Below are 18085 nucleotides of genomic sequence, written 5' to 3'. Positions count from 1 at the left end.
AACCCCCCACCCCAACCCCCCACCCCAAGTGATCATCCCCAGGTTCACCCACCCGAGCGACGGGGTATCGCCTGTCCATGACCGTTTTGGGCGTTCACGCCTCCCACGAGCAGATCCACCCGACCGGACTGCTGGACGCCGTGCGCAAGGCCGAGGAAGTCGGCTTCGACGCCGCCATGTGCTCCGACCACTTCGCCCCGTGGAGCGCCCGCCAGGGCCAGTCCGCCCTCGCCTGGGCCTGGCTCGGCGCCGCGCTCCAGGCCACGAACCTCCCCATGGGCGTCGTCAACGCCCCCGGCCAGCGCTACCACCCGGCGATCATCGCCCAGGCCATCGCCACCCTCGGCGCCATGTACCCCGGCCGCTTCTGGGCCGCGCTCGGCACCGGCGAGGCCGCCAACGAGCACATCACCGGCGACCCCTGGCCCCGCAAGGACCTGCGCTCCGAGCGCCTGCTGGAGTGCGTCGAGGTCATCCGGGCGCTGCTGCGCGGCGAGGAGGTCAGCCACGACGGCCTGGTCACCGTCGACCGCGCCCGGCTGTGGACGCTCCCGGAGGAGCCCCCCGCGCTGGTGGGCGCGGCGGTCAGCGTGGAGACCGCCCGCTGGTGCGCGTCCTGGGCCGACGGCCTGATCACCGTCAACGCCCCCGCCGAGCACCTGCGCAAGATGGTCGACGCCTACCGCGACGCCGGCGGCCAGGGGCCGCTGCACCTGCAGGTCCACCTCTCCTGGGACCCGGACGAGGACACCGCGCGCGCCATCGCCCACGACCAGTGGCGCAGCAACGTCTTCCCGCCACCGATCTGCTGGGACCTGGAGACCCCCGAGCACTTCGACGCCGTCTCCGAGCACGTCACCGCCGAGCAGATCGGCCGGGTCGTCAACGTCTCCTCCGACCTCGGCCGCCACGCCGAGCTGCTGCGCGGCTACGTCGAGCTGGGCTTCGAGAAGGTCTTCCTGCACCACGTCGGCCAGGAGCAGGACCGCTTCCTGGACGCCTTCGGCGAGCGCGTCCTCCCGGAGGTGCGGGCGTGAGGCTCACCGAGACCGCCGACCTGTGGTGGAAGAACGCCGTCGTCTACTGCCTGGACGTGGAGACCTTCCACGACGGCAACGGCGACGGGATCGGCGACTTCCGCGGCCTGATCCAGAAGATCGACCACCTGCACCGCCTCGGCGTGACCTGCCTGTGGCTGATGCCGTTCTACCCGACCGCGAACCGCGACGACGGCTACGACATCACCGACTACTACTCGGTCGACCCGCGCCTGGGCACCCTGGGCGAGTTCGCCGAGCTCGTGCGCACCGCCCGCGACCGGGGCATCCGGGTCATCGCCGACCTCGTGGTCAACCACACCTCCGACCGGCACCCGTGGTTCCAGGCCGCCCGCAGCGACCCGGACTCGCCCTACCGCGACTGGTACGTGTGGGCCGACGAGCGCCCGCCGAACGCCGACGACGGCGTGGTCTTCCCGGACAAGGAGACCTCGCTGTGGGACTACGACCGCAAGGCCAAGCAGTACTACCTGCACCGCTTCTACCGCCACCAGCCGGACCTGAACGTGGCCAACCCGGACGTGCGCGACGAGATCGCCCGCGTCATGGGCTTCTGGATGCAGCTGGGCCTGTCCGGCTTCCGGGTCGACGCGGTGCCGTTCCTGCTGGAGGCGCCGATCGAGGCGCTGCCGGACCCGCACGACTACCTGCAGGACCTGCGCGCGTTCATGTCCCGCCGCGACGGCGAGGCGATCCTGCTGGGGGAGGTGAACGTGCCCTACAACGACGCGCTGAGCTACTTCGGCAGCTCGGAGGGCGTCGGCGACCAGCTGACGATGTGCTTCGACTTCGTCGGGATGCAGCAGATGTACCTCTCGCTCGCCCGCAGGGACGCCTCGTCGCTCACGCACGCGCTGCGCGAGCGCCCGGAGCCACCGCGCGACGCCCACTGGGCCACGATGGTGCGCAACCACGACGAGCTGACCCTGGACAAGCTGACCGAGTCCGAGCGGCAGGAGGTGTTCGCCGCGTTCGGGCCCGACCCGGACATGCAGGTGTACGGGCGGGGGCTGCGTCGCAGGCTGCCCCCGATGCTGGAGGGCGACGAGCGGCGGGTGCGCATGGTGTACAGCCTGCTGTTCTCGCTGCCGGGCACGCCGGTGCTGTTCTACGGCGAGGAGATCGGCCTCGGCGAGGACCTGTCCCGCGAGGGGCGGATGGCGGTGCGGGTGCCCATGGACTGGGAGGCGGTCAGCGAGCAGCGCCGGGACTCCGGGTCGCTGCTGGCGTGGTTCCGGCTGCTGGTGGAGCGGTACCGGGAGTGCCCGGAGCTGGCGTGGGGCGCGCACCGGGTGGTGGACACCGCTGAGGCGGCGGTGCTGGTGCAGCACAGCGAGGTCGACGGGCACGTGGTGCTGACGGCGCACAACCTGGACGACCGGGAGGTGCAGTTCGAGGTGCCGGACCTGGAGCCGGGGCAGCGGTTGACGGACCTGCTGGTGGACGGGACGGTGCAGGCCGACGAGGAGGGCGTGGTGCGGTTGACCCTGGAGCCGTACGGGTGCCGGTGGTTCCGCACGGACGTGGACCGGGTGACGTGAGAGCGCGGTTCCGGGCCGGGACCGGCGTGGTCCCGGCCCGGAACCCGGCGGGGTGGCCGCGCGCGAACGCGGCCACCCCCACCCGCCTCACGTCAACCGGTACCCGTGCGCAGGCCGGTTGGCCACCCCGTACCGGGGTTGCACCTCCGCCTTGCCCACCGCCACCAGGTGCTCCAGGTACCGCCGCGCGCTCACCCGCGACAGCCCCGCCCGGTCGCCCACCTCCTGCGCCGACATGTTCCCCGCGGCCGTGCTGCCCTCCGCCGCCCGCAGGGCCTCGGTCACCAGCCGCAGCGTCACCGCCGACAGCCCCTTCGGCAGCACGTTCGCAGGCCGGTGCTGCATCAGCTGGTCGACCTCGTCCTGGTCGAGCCAGTCGCCCAGCCGCTGCACCTCCACCCGTCGCGCCAGGTACTCGCGCATCCGGTCCAGGAACGCCGTGCGCGTGAACGGCTTCACCAGGTAGTGGTCCACCCCCTTGGACATCGCCTGCCGCACCGTCTCCCGCTCCCGCGCCGCCGTCACCGCGATCACGTCCACCGGCGGCCCGACGCGCGCCCGCAGCCTGGCCAGCACCTCCAGCCCGGACATGTCCGGCAGGTGGATGTCCAGCAGCACCAGGTCCGGCAGCAGCTCGTCCACCGCCCGCAGCGCCGCGTCGCCGTCGTGCGCCTCGCCCACCACCTCGAACTCCGGCAGCGACGCCAGGAACCCCCGGTGCACCGCGGCCACCGCGAAGTCGTCGTCCACGACCAGCGCCCGCACCACCGTCACCGGGACCCCGCTTCCGGCAGCCACACGTCGAACGACGCGCCACCCAGCTCCGAAGAATCCGACACGTCGACCCGGCCACGCCGCCGGGTGACCACCCTGGACACCAACGCCAGTCCTATCCCTCGTCCGTGCGCCCCTCTCGGCGCCTTCGTGCTCACCCCGAGGGTGAAGATCTCCGCCCGCCGCTCCCGCGCGACGCCCGGCCCGTCGTCCTCGACCAGCACCCGCACCCCCGACCCGCCCGCGTCCACCAGCACCCGCACCTCGCCGCCGTTGCCGGAGGCGTCCACGGCGTTGTCCACCAGGTTCCCGAGCACGGTCAGCGCGTCGTCACCGGCCCGCGCCAGCACCCGCGACCCGGCGTCCAGCCGCAGCCGCACGCCCCGCTCGTGCGCGGTGCTCGACTTGGCCAGCAGCAGCGCCGCCAGCGCCGGGTCGGCCTCGGCCCCGCCGATGATGTCGGCCGTCACCGACCCCGCGCCACCGACCCGCTCGATGTAGCGCACCGCCTCGTCGCCGCGCTCCAGCTCCAGCAGCCCGCCGATGACGTGCAGGTGGTTGGAGAACTCGTGCGCCTGCGCCCGCAGCACCTCGGTGACCGCCCGGTGCCCGTCGATCTCGCGCAGCGCGTCGTGCAGCTCGGTCCGGTCGCGCAGCGTGAGCACCACGCCGACCGGGCGGCCGTGCGTGCGGGCGGTCATCCGGTTCGCCACCAGCACCCGCTCGCCCGCCAGCACCAGCCGGTCGGCCGCGTCGTCGCCGCGCGCCAGGTCCAGCAGGCCGCCGTGCTCCAGCACCTGCGCGGCGGGCCGCCCGGTCGGGTCGTCGGTCAGCCCCAGCAGCCGCACCGCCTCGTCGTTGACCAGCGCCAACCGCTCGGTCGCGTCGATGGCGACCACGCCCTCGCGCACCCCGTGCAGCATCGCCTCGCGGGTCTCCAGCAGCTGCGCGATCTCGGCCGGTTCCAGCCGGAACGTGCGCTTGCGGACCATCCGCGTCACCAGCGCCGCCCCGAGCACCCCGACCAGCGCGGACGCGATCAGCCAGCCGATCAGCTCGCCGAGGTCCTCGGCCAGGTCGGCGGCCAGCTCCTCCTCCAGGATGCCCACCGACGCCATGCCGATGACCGTCCCCGCCGTGTTCCGGATCGGCACCTTGGCCCGCAGGGACGTGCCGAGCGTGCCCGTCTCGGTGCCCACGTACACCGTCCCGGACAGCGCCGAGCTGGGGTCGGTGGACACCGGCTCGCCGATGCGCGCCGGGTCCGGGTGGGCGTAGCGCACGCCGTTGCGGTCCGTCACCACCACGTACGTGACCTGCGAGGCCTTGCGCAGCAGCTCCGCCAGCGGCTGGATCGTGGCGGCCGGGTCGGGGGAGCCGAACGCCTCCAGCACCGACGGCAGCCGCGCCACGCTCTCGGCCACCGACAGCATCCGCTCCCGGTACGACTCGCGGATGCGGTCGCTCTGCAGCTTGGCCGCCATCAGCCCGGCCGCGCAGGTGGTGAGCAGCACGATGCCCACCTGCAGCACGAGCAGGGAGACACCCAGGGGGACCGAACGGCGGCGCATGTTGGGCATTCTGAACCAAGGGGTGTGATCGACGCCACGACCTAAACGAACAATACGGCCCTTACGACCAATGTCTTACCGACCTGCTCCCGTCCCCCTACGTTCCCCGGAACCGGAGCACCGTCGCTCCGGGGAGCAACAGCGGAGGCGCGACATGTCGAGAAAGCACACCCGCATCGCCGCGGCGGTCATCGCCGCGGGCGTGGCGCTGGCGGGCTGCGGCGCTGGCGGCGGCGGTGGGGGCGGCAAGGCCGCCGGGTCCGTGAACCGCCTGGAGATCATGGCCCCCGCCGACCCCGGCGGCGGCTGGGACCAGACCGCGCGGTCCATGCAGGCCAGCATCACCGGCGCGGACCTGGTCAAGACCGTGCAGGTCAGCAACGTGGGCGGCGCGGGCGGCACGGTCGGGCTCAAGAAGCTCGCCAACGAGAGGTCCGAGACGTTCCTGATGGTCACCGGCCTGGTCATGGTCGGCGCGGTCGAGACCAACGGCTCCGACGTGCGCATGGAGGACACCACCCCGATCGCCCGCCTCACCGCCGAGGACGAGGTCGTGGTCGTGCCCGCCGACTCGCCGTTCAAGACCGTGGCCGACCTGCTCGCCGCGGTGAAGGAGAAGGGCACCGGCGTCCGCTTCACCGGCGGTTCGGCGGGCGGCACCGACCACATCCTCGCCGCCATGCTGATCAAGTCCGCCGGGCTCACCCCGGACAAGCTCAACTACGTCCCCTACTCCGGCGGCGGCGAGTCCCTGGCCGCGCTGCTGGGCAACCAGGTCGACGTCGGCATCTCCGGCGTCGGCGAGTACCGGGAGCAGGTCAAGGCGGGCAAGCTGCGCGCGCTGGCCACCTCCGGCTCCAAGGTCCACGAGGACCTGAAGGCGCCCACGCTCGCCGAGCAGGGCGTCGAGCTGATCAACTGGCGCGGCGTCGTGGCGCCCAAGGACCTCGCGCCCGAGGCCAAGGACAAGCTGGTCAAGCTGGTCACCGACATGCGCGCCAGCCAGCAGTGGAAGGACGAGGTCGCCAAGAAGGGCTGGACCGACACGTTCCTGAGCGGCACCGAGTTCGAGGTCTTCCTCAAGGAGGAGATCAGCCGGGTGCAGCCGATCCTCACCGAGCTCGGCCTGGTGAAGAAGTGATCTCCGCCCGCATCGAGGAGTACGTCTTCGGCGCCCTGGTCGCGGCGCTCGGCGTGTTCACCCTCGTCGACGCGACCACGATCGCCGCGCGCGGCGTCGCAGGCTCGGTCGGGCCAAGGGCGTTCCCCTACGCGGTGGGCGCGCTGCTCATCGCCACCGGGATCGCCGCGGTGGTCGCCACCGCGCGCGGCAAGCTCGGCGAGGCCGAGGACGGCGAGGACGTGGACGCCGGGGTGCGCACCGACTGGCTGACCGTGGTCAAGCTGGTCGCCATCCTGGTGGCCCACCTGGTGCTGATCGAGCCGGCCGGGTGGCCGGTCGCGGCGGCGCTGCTGTTCGCCGGGGCGGCGTGGACGCTCGGCGCCACCTGGTGGAAGGCGCTGGGGCTGGCCGTGGTGCTGGCGCTGGTCGTGCAGGTCGTGTTCGCCTCCGGTCTGGGCCTGTCGCTGCCCGCCGGGATCCTGGAGGGGGTGCCGTTCATCGATGGGTGACCTCGGACTGCTCCTGGAGGGCTTCGCGACCGCCGCGCAGCCCGCCTACCTGCTCTACGCCCTGCTCGGGGTCACCCTGGGCACGGCGGTGGGCGTGCTGCCGGGCATCGGCCCGGCCATGACGGTGGCGCTGCTGCTGCCGCTGACCTACACCCTGGACGCCACCGCCGCGCTGATCATCTTCGCGGGCATCTACTACGGCGGCATGTACGGCGGATCGACCACGTCGATCCTGCTCAACACACCCGGCGAGTCCGCGTCGATCGTCACGGCGCTGGAGGGCAACCGGATGGCCAAGGCCGGGCGGGGCGCCGCGGCGCTGGCCACGGCCGCGATCGGCTCGTTCGTGGCGGGCACCATCGCCACGGTCCTGCTGACCCTGCTGGCGCCCACCGTCGCGGACTTCGCGGTCAAGCTGGGGCCCGCCGACTACGTGGCGCTGATGGTGGTGGCGTTCACGACCGTCGCCGCGCTGCTCGGGTCCTCGCCGGTGCGGGGGATGGCCTCGCTCGCGCTCGGGCTGTTCATCGGCCTGGTCGGCACGGACACGCTCACCGGCCAGACCCGGTTCACCCTCGGGGTGAGCACGCTGGCCGACGGGATCGACGTGGTCGTGGTGGCGGTCGGGCTGTTCGCGGTGGGCGAGGCGCTGTACGTGGCCTCGCGGCTGCGGCACGGGCCGATCGAGGTCGTGCCGGTCGGCGGGAAGTGGAACACCCGCGAGTTCTGGTCGCGGTCCTGGAAGCCGTGGCTGCGCGGCACCGCGATCGGCTTCCCCATCGGGACCATCCCGGCGGGCGGGGCGGACGTGTCGACGTTCCTGTCGTACGCGGCGGAGCGGAAGCTGTCGAAGCGGCCCGAGGAGTTCGGCAAGGGCGCGATCGAGGGCGTGGCCGGTCCCGAGGCCGCGAACAACGCGGCGGCGGCGGGCGTGCTGGTGCCGCTGCTGACCCTGGGCCTGCCGACGACCGCCACGGCGGCCGTGATGGTCGCGGCGTTCCAGAGCTACAACATCCAGCCGGGGCCGCTGCTGTTCACCAACAACTCGGCGATGGTGTGGACGCTGATCGCGTCGCTGTACATCGGCAACGTGATGCTGCTGGTGCTGAACCTGCCGCTGGTCAAGGTGTGGGTGAAGGTGCTGCGCATCCCCCGGCCGTACCTGTACGCGGGCATCCTGCTGTTCGCGGCGCTGGGCACGTACGCGGTGAACTTCGTGACGGACGACCTGATCGTGCTGCTGGTCGTGGGCGTGATCGGGTTCTTCATGCGGCGGCACGGCTACCCGGTGGCGCCGATGGTGGTCGGGCTCATCCTGGGGCCGATGGCCGAGGAGCAGCTGCGGCGGACCCTGCAGATCAGCGAGGGCGACGCGACGGCCCTGGTGACCAGCCCGTTCGCGGCGGCGGCCTACGCGGTGCTGGTCGCCGTGCTGGTGACGGCGGTGGTGCTGCGGGTGCGCGCGAAGCGCGCGGCGGTGGCGGCCGAGCCGGAGAAGGCGACGGCTGGCTGAGCCGGTGGGACGGTTGGGGGGCGGTGGTGGCCAGGGGGCTGCCACCGCCCCTCGTCGTCACGCGCCGCCGGCCTCCGGGGCGGGCTGCGGCGTGACGACGTGCCGGGCGATCCGCCAGCCGCCCCCGTGCCGCCGGACGTCGTCCGCCACCACGATGCTCTCGACCCTCCCGTCCGCCATCAGCAGCAGTCCCTTCGACAGCACGGACACCACGCCGTCCTCCTCGCCGCCGACGACGACGTTGGTGAGGTGGTGGGCGACGGGGCCGTGCGCCCCGATCCGCTCGGACGCCTGCCGGATCGCGTCGATCCCGCTGAAGGCGCCCAGCCCGGCGGCGGTGAGGTCGTAGACGGCGTCGGGCGTGAAGACCTCCTCCAACCGGTCCGCGCGCCCGCTGTCGGCGAGGTGCCCGAGCAGCGACAGCGTCTCGGTGATCTCCCGGCGGTCCTCGGTCGTCAGTGCCATCGTCCGTCCCTCTTCCGCGTTCGCGGGGCGCCACCCCACGTGATGTCATGGCGTGACATCACCGTAGCACTGATGTCGCGGCGTGACATCACGGTGGGTGATGTCACGCCGCGACGCACCCCGCTGGAGCCGGCCCCGGCGTCCGGTTACCTTGGGCGCCATGCCCAGGTGGGAGCACGGCAGCGGGGACCGGTTGAAGCGGGCCGCCATGGAGCTGTTCGAGGAGCGGGGCTTCGAGGGCGCCAGCGCCGTCCAGATCGCCGAACGGGCCCGCGTCACCACCCGGACCTTCTTCCGGTACTTCCCCGACAAGGCGGAGGTGCTGTTCGCCGACTCGGACGCGCTCCACGCGGCGCTGGTCAAGGCCCTGCGCGAGCGCGCCGACGTCACCGAGCCGCTGCGCGCCGTGGTCCAGACCCTGGCGGAGCACGACTGGGAGTCCCTGGGCCCCCGCGAGACCCAGCGCAAGCGCGACGAGCTGATCACGGCGAACCCCGGCCTGCTGGAGCGGGAGCTGGGCAAGGAGCGGTCGCTGGCCGACGCCCTGGCCGAGGTGCTCCGCCTGCGGGGCGCCGACCCCGACACCGCCGACCTCGCCGCCCACGTCGGCGCCCAGCTCTTCCGCACGGCCTACCGCCGCTGGCTGCGCGCCGACGACCCCGCCGACCTGGCCGCGTTCACCGGGACCGCACTGAGTCGGCTCGCGGAGATCGCGCGGTAGCCGCGGCGCGGTCAGGCGATCCTGGACGCGGCCGAGCCGTTGTGCGGGAACCGGGCGCGACCGCGCCCGTCCGACTCGGCCAGGGCGGTGCGGGCCCGCCTGGTGAGCAGCGCGCGGCCGGGTGCTCCGGCGGGGTGGGCACGGGTGCCGTGTCGACACCGGCCAGGACGCGCAGCACCGCGCTGAAGACCCGGTGCGCCGGCGGCTCGCCGCCCGCGCTGTTGGTCAGCACGGCCACCACCACCACCACCCCCCCGCCGAGGGCGCGACGCGCAGGAACGCCTTCTGCCCCTCGGCGACCCCGGTGTGCCCGACCACGCCGTCCCGGTGCAGCATCCAGCCAGGGCCCCAGCCCTCGACACCGCCGCCGAAGTCCGGGACGCGCTCGACCTGGGGTTCGCGCAGCGCGGCGAGCGCCGGGTCGGTCAGGTGCGCGCGGACGAACTCCAGCAGGTCGCGCGCGCTCATCGCCAGGTGCGAACCGCTGGGGGAGCGGCAGCAGGACACCGCCCACCGGTTCACCGGGACCACCTCCCCGCCGGTCACCGGGTGGCCCGCGGCGCGCCCGGAGCCGGTCAGCCCGGTTGGAAGAACGCCAGCACCCGCTGCGCCGCGTCCGGGGCCGCCATCACCCCCTGGAGCCGCGCGGACTGCCGCGCGGCGGCTGCGGAGCGCTCGAACATCCCGCGTTCGTACTCGGCCACCGCCGCCCCCAGGTCACCTGGGTGCGCCGCCACCGCGCGACCCAGTGCCGCGCCGTCGAGCAGGGCCAGGTTCGCGCCCTCGCCCGCGGGCGGCATCAGGTGGGCGGCGTCGCCGAGCAGGGTCGTGTCCGGGCGCGACGGCCAGGTCAGGCCCACCGGCAGGGCGGTGATCGCGCGGGGGACGACCAGGTCGTCGCACGCCCCGATCAGCGCCGTCGACCTCGGGTCCCAGCCCGCGAACAGCTCCAGCAGGCGCGCCTTGGCCGCCTCCGGGTCGTCGAACGGGACGCCGCAGGTGGTGATCCAGTCCGCCGGGGTCCGGTAGAAGCTCAGGTAGAGGCGCACCCGGCCGTCGCCGTTGCGCTGCGCCGCGAGCGACTGCCCGTCGCCCAGCACCCAGTAGTTGCCCCGGCCCACCATCGCCGCCAGCTCCGGGTGGGTGCGGTCGGCGTCGGGGATGCCCAGCTCCACGACGTGCTGACCGGTGTGCTCGGGCCGCGCCGGGGTGAGCAGCGGGCGCACCCGCGAGTTCGCGCCGTCCGCGCCCACCAGCAGGTCGTACCGCGCGCTGCCGCCGCCCTCCAGGCGCAGCACGCCGTCCGCCGCCGACTCGAACGCCCGGCCCCAGCGCACGACGCCCTCCGGCAGCGAGTCGAGCAGCAGGTCGCGCAGGTCCGCGCGGTCGACCTCGGGGCGCTCCAGCGGGGCGTCCGGCGGGGTGTCCTCCCGCAGCAGCAGGGTGCCGTCCGCGTCCAGCAGCCGCATGTCCTGGCCCGCGCCGCGCGCGATCGCGCGGAAGCCGTCGACCAGGCCCGCCTCGCGCAGCGCGGCCTGCCCGGAGTGGATGTCGAGCATCCCGCCCTGCCCGCGCGCCCCGCGTCCCGGCTCGCGCTCGTAGACGACGGCCTCCACGCCGCGCACGCGCAGCACGCGGGCGAGCGCCAGCCCGCCCAGCCCGGCCCCGACGATCGCGACAGCGGTGGTCATCGTCGCCTCCCAGTCAGTTCTACCGGTCGACGCCCCTCCCCGGCACCCCTGACGAAAGTCGGGGGCACCGCCTGACCTTCCGGCCCTGCGCCACCGATCCCGCTGTTCGTAGCGTCGCCGTCGACCCAGGGGACCACCACCGAGAGCGGGACGATGACCGGAACCACCACGGCCGCGTTCGTCGCGGCACTGCTCCTGACCGCCGCACCACCTGCCACCGCGCCACCTGCCACCGAGGCGCCCGAACCGGACCTCGCCGCCGTCGAGCGGTTCGTCGCCGAGCAGGCCGACGCCGCCGCCTACCCCGGTGTCGCCGTCGCCATCACGCGCGGGGACCGGGTCGTGCGCGCCTTCGGGCGGGGACGCACGTCCGGCGGCGACGCCGTCACCGCCACAACCAGGATGCCCGTCGCGTCGGTGAGCAAGTCGTTCACCGCGCTCGCCGCCGTCCAGCTCGCCGAACGCGGCGAGCTGGACCTGGACGCGCCGATCACCCGCCACGTCCCCGAGTTCCACCTCGCCGACCCGCGCGGGGCCGCCATCACCACCCGGCACCTGCTCGGCCAGACCTCCGGCATCACCGACCGGACCCTGCCCGAGAAGAGCCTGCCGCAGCCCGCCTCGCTGGACGCGGTGGTGACGCGGGTCAACCCGACGTCGCTGGCCTCGGACCCCGGCGCCCGCTACCACTACACCAACACCAACTTCCACCTCGCCGCGCTCGTCGTGCAGCGCGTCACCGGCGAACCGTTCGCGGACTACCTGCGCGACAACGTCTTCGCCCCCCTGGGGATGCGGGGCACCACGGCGATCACCACCACCGACGAGCTGCCCGACGACGTCGCGGACGGGCACGTCTTCGCCTACGGCGCCTCGATCCCCGCCACCGAGCCGAGCCGGTTCGTCGCGGGCTCGGACGGGATCGTCACCACCGCCGAGGACATGGGCAAGTGGCTCGCCGCGCAGTCCGGCGACACCCGGCTGGCCGCCCCGGACACCCTCGCGGCCATGCGGGTCCCGGCCTTCCCCGGCAGCGCCTACGGCCTCGGCTGGCAGACCGGCGACGGCGCGGCCCGGCACGGCGGCATCTGGTTCACGCACTGCGCCGGTCAGCTCCTGCTGGACTCCGGCCACGGGGTCGTCGTCCTCGCGAACTCCGGTGTGGCGCTGGGGAACGAGGGCACCGGCGCGCTGGAGGACGGCATCGCCGCGATCCTGGAGGGCCGCGACGCGCAGCCGTCGTCCCCCCGCTCCGCGGTGGAACTGGCACTGGGCGCGCTGACCGCGCTCAGCCTCGTCCTCGGGGTCCTCGCCCTGCGCAGGCCGTGGAGGCCCCGCAAGACCTGGCAGGTCGTGGTCCGACTGGCCCCGCGAGTCGTCCCGGCGGCCCTCCTGCTGCTCGCGCCCGCGCTCCTCGGGCTGCTGGTCGGCGGCGGGCGGGACATCACCGCGTTCCAGCTCGCCTTCTACTCGCCCGCCCTGGTGCTCTGGCTCGCGCTCTCGGCCGCGCTGAACCTCGCGGTCCTGATCACCCGCCTGGTCCGCCTCGCCCGCCCGGTGACGGGGTAGCGTCCGTGGGCGTGCCGATCCGCCGACCGCTCGTCCTGCTGGCGCTGTGCTCGACCACCGCCCAGGCGACCGCGCTGGCGATGGGCGACGGCGTCCCGCCGTGGACCGGCGCGGTGCTGGTCGTGGTGGCGGTGTGCGCGTTCGTCGTCGGGCGGCGGGAGAGCGGCGGGCGGCCCGCGTGGGCGGTGCTGCTGGTGTCGCTACTGCAGACCGTCCCGCTGGGCCTGGCCGCGCCGCACGCCTGGGCCACCGCGCCGCTGCTCGCGCTGCTGGCCGTGCTGCTGCCGTGGCTGGTCGGGCGGTCCGCGCGGCAGCAGGCGGAGCTGGCCGTCGCCGCCGCCGAGCGCGTCCACCTGCGCGAGCGGGCCCGGATCGCGCACGACGCGCACGACCTGCTCGGGCACGAGCTGAGCCTGCTGGCGCTGCGCGCGGGCGCCCTCGAACTCGCCGCCGACCTGCCCGAGCGGCACCGGGGAGCGGTGGGGGAGCTGCGCGCGGGCGCGGGCGCGGCCACCGAGCGCCTCGCCGGGCTGGTCGCCCTGCTGCGCGACGGCGAACCACCACCCCTGCGCCCGCAGGACGCCGACCTCGCCGACCTCGCCCACCGCGCCTCGGCCGCGGGCCTCCCGGTCACCCTGACCTGGCACGGCCCGAGACCGCTCCCGCCCGCCGTCGCCGCCACCGCGCACCGGGTGGTCAGGGAGGCGCTGACCAACGCCGCCAAGCACGCCCCCGGCGCACCCGTGGGGATCACCGTCACCGCCGCCGAGGACGTGGTGGTGACCGTCGCCAACCCGGTCACCACCCGGCGCCGCGCCCCCGGCTCGGGCACCGGGCTGGCCGCGCTCGCCGAGCGGGTCCGGTCGGCCGGTGGCGCGCTCGACGTGTCGACCTCGGGCGGCGCGTTCCGGCTCACCGCCACGCTGCCCGGCCGGGAGGCGCGGTGATCAGGGTGCTGCTGGCCGACGACGAACCGCTGATCCGCGCGGGCGTGCGGGCCGTCCTCGCCACCGACCCCGCCATCACCGTGGTCGCCGAGGCCGACGACGGGCGCGCGGCGGTCCGGCTCGCCCTGGAGCACCGCCCGGACGTGGCCCTGCTCGACATCCGGATGCCCCGGCTCGACGGGCTGGCCGCCGCCGAGGAGCTCGCGCGCACCGCGCCGGGGGTGGCGGTGGCCGTGCTGACCACGTTCGGCGACGACACCTACGTGGCGCGGGCCCTGGACGGCGGTGCCAGGGGGTTCCTGCTCAAGTCCGGCGACCCGCGCGAGCTGCTGGCCGGGGTGCACGCGGTGGCGGGCGGCGGCGCGTACCTGGCGCCCCGCGTCGCGGCGCGGGTCCTGGCGGCGCTGGACACCCGGCCGCTCGGCCGGGCCGCCGAGGCGCGCGCCCGCGCCGACGCGCTGACCCCGCGCGAGCGGGACGTGCTGGCGCTGGTGGGCGCCGGGTTGAGCAACGCCCAGATCGCGCGCAGGCTGAACCTGGTGGAGGGCACCGTCAAGGGGCACGTGAGCACCATCCTGACCCGCCTGGACCTGGTGAACCGGGTCCAGGCGGCCGTCCTCGCGCACGACGCCGGACTGGTCGAGCGCTGACGGTCCACCGAGCACAGTCCTTTGCGTACTGTCCTCAATGGAATTTCCGGGCGGGCCGTCAGCGCTTCCCGGACGTCGCCTCGTCCAGGAACCCGCCGGACTGGTGCCGCCACAGCCGCGCGTACGCGCCGTCCGCGTCCAGCAGCTCGGCGTGCGTGCCCTGCTCCACCACCCGCCCCCGGTCCAGCACCACCAGCCGGTCCATCCGCACCACCGTGCTCAGCCGGTGCGCCACCACCAGCGCCGTCCGCCCCTCCAGCAGCCGCCACAGCGCCCGCTGCACCAGCGCCTCGCTCTCCGAGTCCAGCGCGCTCGTCGCCTCGTCCAGCAGCAGGATCGGCGCGTCGCGCAGGATCGCGCGGGCCAGCGCGACCCGCTGCCGCTGCCCGCCGGACAGCTTCACGCCGCGCTCGCCCACCACCGTGTCGAACCCCTCCGGCAGCTCCCGCGCGAACTCCACCACGTGCGCCGCGCCCGCCGCCCGCTGGATCTCGGCCTCGCTCGCGCCGGGCCTGGCGAACGCGATGTTCTCCCGCAGCGTCCGGTGCAGCATGGACGGGTCCTGCGGCACGTACGCGATCAGCCCGCGCAGCTCCGCCTGCCGCACCCGCGAGATGTCCTGCCCGCCGATCCGCACGCTGCCGCCGTCCACGTCGCTCAGCCGCAGCAGCAACCGGGTCAGCGTGGTCTTGCCCCCGCCCGAGCGCCCGACCAGGCCGACCCTGGCGCCCGTCGGGATGTCCAGGTCCAGCCCGGTGAACAGCGGCGGCGCGCCGGGGTGCGCGAACGCCACGCCGTCGAAGCTCACGCGGGAGTCCCCGGTCGGGGCCGGCTCCGGTTCGGCGGGGTCGAGCACGGTCGGCTCGTCCAGCAGCAGCTCGGTGAACTGCGCGGCCTCGGTGAGCGAGCCCTCCAACCGCCGGTAGACGTGGTTGAACTCGAACATGATCCGGGTGGCGTTGCCGTAGTAGGTGAACGTCACCAGCAGCGCCTCCAGGCCCAGCCCGCCGCTCACCCACACCGCCACCACCAGGCCGAGGACGTTGGTGAGCACGGACATCGGCGCCACCAGCACGTCCACCCGCAGGTTCCCGTAGTCCCACGAGCGCAGCGCCAGCGCCCGGCTCTCGGCCGCCCGCCGCCGGTGCTCGGCGCCCTCCCGCTCCTCCGCGCCGAACGCCCGCACCGCCTCCACGTTCGACAGCACGTCCGCGACGTGCCCGGACACCCGCGCGTAGGCGGCCTCGCGCTCGTCGACCAGGCGCTGGCGGCGGCGCACCAGCGGGGCAGCCGTGAAGCCGGTGACCAGGATCAGGCCGAGCAGCACCGCCACCAGCGCCGGGTGGTAGCCCCACAGCACCACGCACGCGAAGCCCAGCGGCACGACCTTGGCGACCACGCTGAACACCAGCGCGTCGGTGAAGTCCTCGAAGCGGCCCGCGAAGCCGAGCACCCGCTTGGTCAGCGACCCGGCGAAGTTGGTGTGGAAGAACGCCGCGTCCTTGGCCAGCAGCGCGTCGAAGCCGGACACCGACAGGTGCTCGATGCCCCGGCCGTCGACCCGGTTCAGGCAGTGGATGCCGACGCGCCACAGCAGTTCGGCGAACAGCATCACGCCGCCGAACGCCAGCAGGAGCGGCGCGGCCTCGGCGACGCCCGCGCCCTCCACGACCCGGCCCGCGAGCGCGGCGACCGCCAGCGGGGCCACGTACAGCAGGCAGGTGTTGCCCAGCGCGGGCAGCAGCATCCCGCCCGCGGTGAGCGGGCCGTGGCGGCGCAGCTCCCGCAGGTACAGGCGCAGCGCGAGCAGCACCGCCCTGCCCCGGACGGTGGTGGACTGCTCTCCTGCGCCCTGCTCTCCTGCGCCCTGCTCCGGTGGTGCCCCCACGGATCGCCTCCTCCAGGATCGGTCCCGGCGCCCGATGCTGCACCGGGCCGGAGGGGCCGGGCGATCGAATAACACTTCTGCCCCAACCGGTTCCCCCGTCCGCCGAACGCGGGCGCACCCGCTGTGGCGCCCGGGCCGCCTGGCGCGGCGGGGGTGGACCTGGAAGTCTTCGCGGGGTGAGCGAGGAGCAGCACGGGGTCGCGGACTTCCTGCGCGGGCGGTGGCGGGTGCGGCGGCGCGTCGTGGACCACCGGGCCGGGCAGGAGGGCGCCTTCACCGGGTGGGCGGTGTTCGCGGACGACCCGGAGTCCGGTCAGCTCGCCTACCACGAGGAGGGCGAGGTCGAGCTGGGCGGCGTGCGGCGGCCCGCCACGCGGGCGCTGCGGTACGCCGAGCGCGGCGCGGACGTGCTGGACGTGACGTTCGCCGACGGCCGCGAGTTCTACCGGCTGCGCCTGGGCGAGGGCGGCTGGAGCGCGGACCACTGGTGCAGCCCGGACACCTACCTGGTGACCGGCCGGATCACCGGCCCGGACAGCTACACCGAGCGCTGGCGCGCCACCGGCCCGGCCAAGGACTACGAGCTGCTCACCGACTACGAGCGCGACGGCGGGCCCGAGGGTCCTTGACCGGGTCGCGGGGTCAGTCCAGCGCCACCACCCCGGCGGGGCAGCGGTGCACCGCGTCGCGCACCTTCGGCAGCAGCTCGTCCGGCGGGTCGGGGCGCAGCACCACGCCCACGCCGTCGTCGTCCTGGTCGAACACCTCCGGCGAGGCGAGCACGCACTGCCCCGACCCGATGCACCCGTCCCGCTCGATCCGCACGGTCACCGCCGTCACCACACCACGGGGATCTCGACGGCCGAGTAGGTGATCGAGTCCGTCCGGAACCGCATCTGCGGCACCGGGACCGCCGGGGCCAGGTCCGGGAACCGGGTGAACAGCGACCGCAGCATGATCTGCAGCTCGGTGCGGGCCAGGTTCGCGCCCAGGCACTGGTGCGGGCCGAACCCGAAGCCCAGGTGCGCCACGCTCTTCCGGGTCAGGTCCAGCTCGCCAGCCTGCTCGCACAGCGCGTCGTCCAGGTTCGCGGTGAGCGAGACCGTGACCCACTCGCCCTCGCGGATCGTCACGCCGTCCAGCTCCACGTCCTGGAGCGCCCGCCGCGCCAGCGCGGCCCCGCCGAGCCTGCCCTGCGAGTAGCGCAGCAGCTCCTCGACGATCACGTCCACCCGGTCCGGGTCGGCCTGGAGCACCGCCCGCTGCTCGGGGTTCTCGAACAGGGTCAGCGCGAACAGCCCGATGGCGCCCGACGTGGTCTCGTGGCCGGCGGCGAGCAGCCCGATCGCCAGGAACAGCAGCTCGTCCAGCTCGAAGTCGGTCTCGTTGGCCATCAGCCCGATCAGGTCGTCGCTGGTGCCCTCGCGCTTCCTGGCCTCCACCACCGGCACCAGCACGCCCGCGAGCTCGGCGGCGTTGCGCAGGTAGTCCTCCTTGGCGTTGTCCACGCCGAACATGCCCCGCGCGGTGGCCTGGAACAGCGGCTGGTGCTCGGTGGGCACGCCCAGCAGCTCGGCGATCACCAGCGACGGGATCGGCAGGCAGAACGCCGAGACCAGGTCGGCGGGCGCGCCGGAGCGCTCCATGTCGTCCAGGTGCTCGTCGACGACGCGCTGGATGAACGGGCGCATGGCGTTCATCTTCTTGACCATGAACGCGCGGGAGAGCGGACGGCGCAGCCGCATGTGCTCGGCCCCGTCGAGCACGTTGATGTTGCCGGGGCGCTTCTCGCCGATGATCGTGTCCCCGGAGGCCCGCATGTCCGGCCCGCCCTCGCGCATGGAGGTGAAGCGCGGGTCGGACAGCACCGTCCTGACCCCGGAGTAACTGCTGATCACCCACGCCGGAACCCCGTTGGGCCACACCATCCGCACCGGTCCGTGCCCGAGCGCCTCCACCATCCCGGCCGGTGGTCCCAGGGGGTGAGCGCGCTGGTCGCGGGGGACGGGGAGGATGGCGGACTCGGTCACGGTGGGCGTCCTTCCAGCAGGAGGGGACTTGCCGG

Annotated in this window: 18 protein-coding genes; 10 read left to right on the top strand and 8 right to left on the bottom strand. The window is 74.3% G+C overall.

The window, feature by feature from the left end; genetic code table 11:
• The first annotated feature begins 77 nt into the window (after window positions 1-77).
• Complete coding sequence (locus CNX65_RS18575) at window positions 78-1037, top strand: TIGR03885 family FMN-dependent LLM class oxidoreductase (RefSeq protein WP_096494767.1); 960 nt, start codon at window positions 78-80, stop codon at window positions 1035-1037.
• Window positions 1034-2599 carry an alpha-amylase family protein gene (locus CNX65_RS18570; protein ID WP_096494765.1) on the top strand — a complete coding sequence of 522 codons (1566 nt, stop codon included), beginning with the start codon at window positions 1034-1036 and terminating at the stop codon, window positions 2597-2599. The genes CNX65_RS18575 and CNX65_RS18570 overlap by 4 nt, the downstream gene beginning before the upstream one ends.
• An 87-nt stretch (window positions 2600-2686) precedes the next feature.
• On the opposite strand, the gene CNX65_RS18565 is transcribed toward CNX65_RS18570, so the two are convergent.
• Window positions 2687-3367 (bottom strand): response regulator, encoded by a 681-nt coding sequence (locus tag CNX65_RS18565; RefSeq protein ID WP_096497862.1) that lies wholly within the window; start codon window positions 3365-3367, stop codon window positions 2687-2689.
• Between the two features lie 2 nt (window positions 3368-3369).
• The gene (locus tag CNX65_RS18560) at window positions 3370-4944 is read right to left on the bottom strand and encodes an ATP-binding protein (protein ID WP_232519900.1); all 1575 of its coding nucleotides are present in this window, start codon (window positions 4942-4944) and stop codon (window positions 3370-3372) included.
• 154 nt (window positions 4945-5098) lie between these two features.
• Between CNX65_RS18560 and CNX65_RS18555 the strand changes: the two genes are divergently transcribed.
• The 3 genes from CNX65_RS18555 to CNX65_RS18545 are packed head-to-tail and all read left to right on the top strand — an operon-like array spanning window position 5099 to window position 8089.
• Window positions 5099-6085, top strand: a complete 987-nt coding sequence (locus tag CNX65_RS18555) for a Bug family tripartite tricarboxylate transporter substrate binding protein (protein ID WP_096494761.1) — start codon at window positions 5099-5101, stop codon at window positions 6083-6085.
• Window positions 6082-6576, top strand: coding sequence for a tripartite tricarboxylate transporter TctB family protein (locus CNX65_RS18550; protein WP_096494759.1), 495 nt, complete (start codon window positions 6082-6084; stop codon window positions 6574-6576). The genes CNX65_RS18555 and CNX65_RS18550 overlap by 4 nt, the downstream gene beginning before the upstream one ends.
• On the top strand, window positions 6569-8089 hold the full coding sequence (locus tag CNX65_RS18545) for a tripartite tricarboxylate transporter permease (RefSeq protein ID WP_096494757.1): 1521 nt from the start codon (window positions 6569-6571) through the stop codon (window positions 8087-8089). Before CNX65_RS18550 ends, CNX65_RS18545 begins: the two co-directional genes overlap by 8 nt.
• A 57-nt stretch (window positions 8090-8146) precedes the next feature.
• Here CNX65_RS18545 and CNX65_RS18540 read toward each other — a convergent pair whose 3' ends face one another.
• On the bottom strand, window positions 8147-8554 hold the full coding sequence (locus CNX65_RS18540; protein WP_096494755.1) for a nuclear transport factor 2 family protein: 408 nt from the start codon (window positions 8552-8554) through the stop codon (window positions 8147-8149).
• Between the two features lie 160 nt (window positions 8555-8714).
• Here CNX65_RS18540 and CNX65_RS18535 point away from each other — a divergent pair, with 160 nt between their 5' ends.
• Entirely contained in the window at window positions 8715-9275 is a 561-nt protein-coding gene (locus CNX65_RS18535) for a TetR family transcriptional regulator (RefSeq protein WP_096494753.1), read from the top strand.
• Window positions 9276-9500: 225 nt separating this feature from the next.
• Here the strand turns inward: CNX65_RS18535 and CNX65_RS36240 are convergent, their stop codons facing one another.
• Window positions 9501-9854 (bottom strand): serine hydrolase, encoded by a 354-nt coding sequence (locus CNX65_RS36240; protein ID WP_256373286.1) that lies wholly within the window; start codon window positions 9852-9854, stop codon window positions 9501-9503.
• Complete coding sequence (locus tag CNX65_RS18525; protein ID WP_096494751.1) at window positions 9851-10966, bottom strand: FAD-dependent oxidoreductase; 1116 nt, start codon at window positions 10964-10966, stop codon at window positions 9851-9853. The genes CNX65_RS36240 and CNX65_RS18525 overlap by 4 nt, the downstream gene beginning before the upstream one ends.
• Before the next feature lie 153 nt (window positions 10967-11119).
• On the opposite strand from CNX65_RS18525, the gene CNX65_RS18520 reads away from it, so the two are divergent.
• The 3 genes from CNX65_RS18520 to CNX65_RS18510 are packed head-to-tail and all read left to right on the top strand — an operon-like array spanning window position 11120 to window position 14132.
• Window positions 11120-12535, top strand: coding sequence for a serine hydrolase domain-containing protein (locus CNX65_RS18520; protein ID WP_096494749.1), 1416 nt, complete (start codon window positions 11120-11122; stop codon window positions 12533-12535).
• Window positions 12536-12546: 11 nt separating this feature from the next.
• Entirely contained in the window at window positions 12547-13482 is a 936-nt protein-coding gene (locus CNX65_RS18515; protein ID WP_232519898.1) for a sensor histidine kinase, read from the top strand.
• Window positions 13479-14132, top strand: coding sequence for a response regulator (locus CNX65_RS18510; protein WP_096494745.1), 654 nt, complete (start codon window positions 13479-13481; stop codon window positions 14130-14132). The genes CNX65_RS18515 and CNX65_RS18510 overlap by 4 nt, the downstream gene beginning before the upstream one ends.
• A 58-nt stretch (window positions 14133-14190) precedes the next feature.
• Here the strand turns inward: CNX65_RS18510 and CNX65_RS18505 are convergent, their stop codons facing one another.
• Window positions 14191-16020: an ABC transporter ATP-binding protein gene (locus CNX65_RS18505; RefSeq protein WP_096494743.1), complete on the bottom strand. Its 1830-nt coding sequence runs from the start codon at window positions 16018-16020 to the stop codon at window positions 14191-14193.
• Window positions 16021-16196: 176 nt separating this feature from the next.
• On the opposite strand from CNX65_RS18505, the gene CNX65_RS18500 reads away from it, so the two are divergent.
• The gene (locus CNX65_RS18500) at window positions 16197-16649 is read left to right on the top strand and encodes a DUF6314 family protein (protein WP_096494741.1); all 453 of its coding nucleotides are present in this window, start codon (window positions 16197-16199) and stop codon (window positions 16647-16649) included.
• Between the two features lie 13 nt (window positions 16650-16662).
• Here the strand turns inward: CNX65_RS18500 and CNX65_RS18495 are convergent, their stop codons facing one another.
• Window positions 16663-16851: a ferredoxin gene (locus CNX65_RS18495; protein WP_177154273.1), complete on the bottom strand. Its 189-nt coding sequence runs from the start codon at window positions 16849-16851 to the stop codon at window positions 16663-16665.
• Window positions 16852-16856: 5 nt separating this feature from the next.
• Window positions 16857-18050, bottom strand: coding sequence for a cytochrome P450 (locus tag CNX65_RS18490; RefSeq protein ID WP_096494739.1), 1194 nt, complete (start codon window positions 18048-18050; stop codon window positions 16857-16859).
• Between the last annotated feature and the right edge of the window lie 35 nt (window positions 18051-18085).

The sequence above is a fragment of the Actinosynnema pretiosum genome (genome assembly GCF_002354875.1).
GTDB lineage: Bacteria > Actinomycetota > Actinomycetes > Mycobacteriales > Pseudonocardiaceae > Actinosynnema > Actinosynnema auranticum.
The sequence above is the reverse complement of the archived record's forward strand: the minus strand, read 5'-3'. Positions and strand labels throughout refer to the sequence as shown.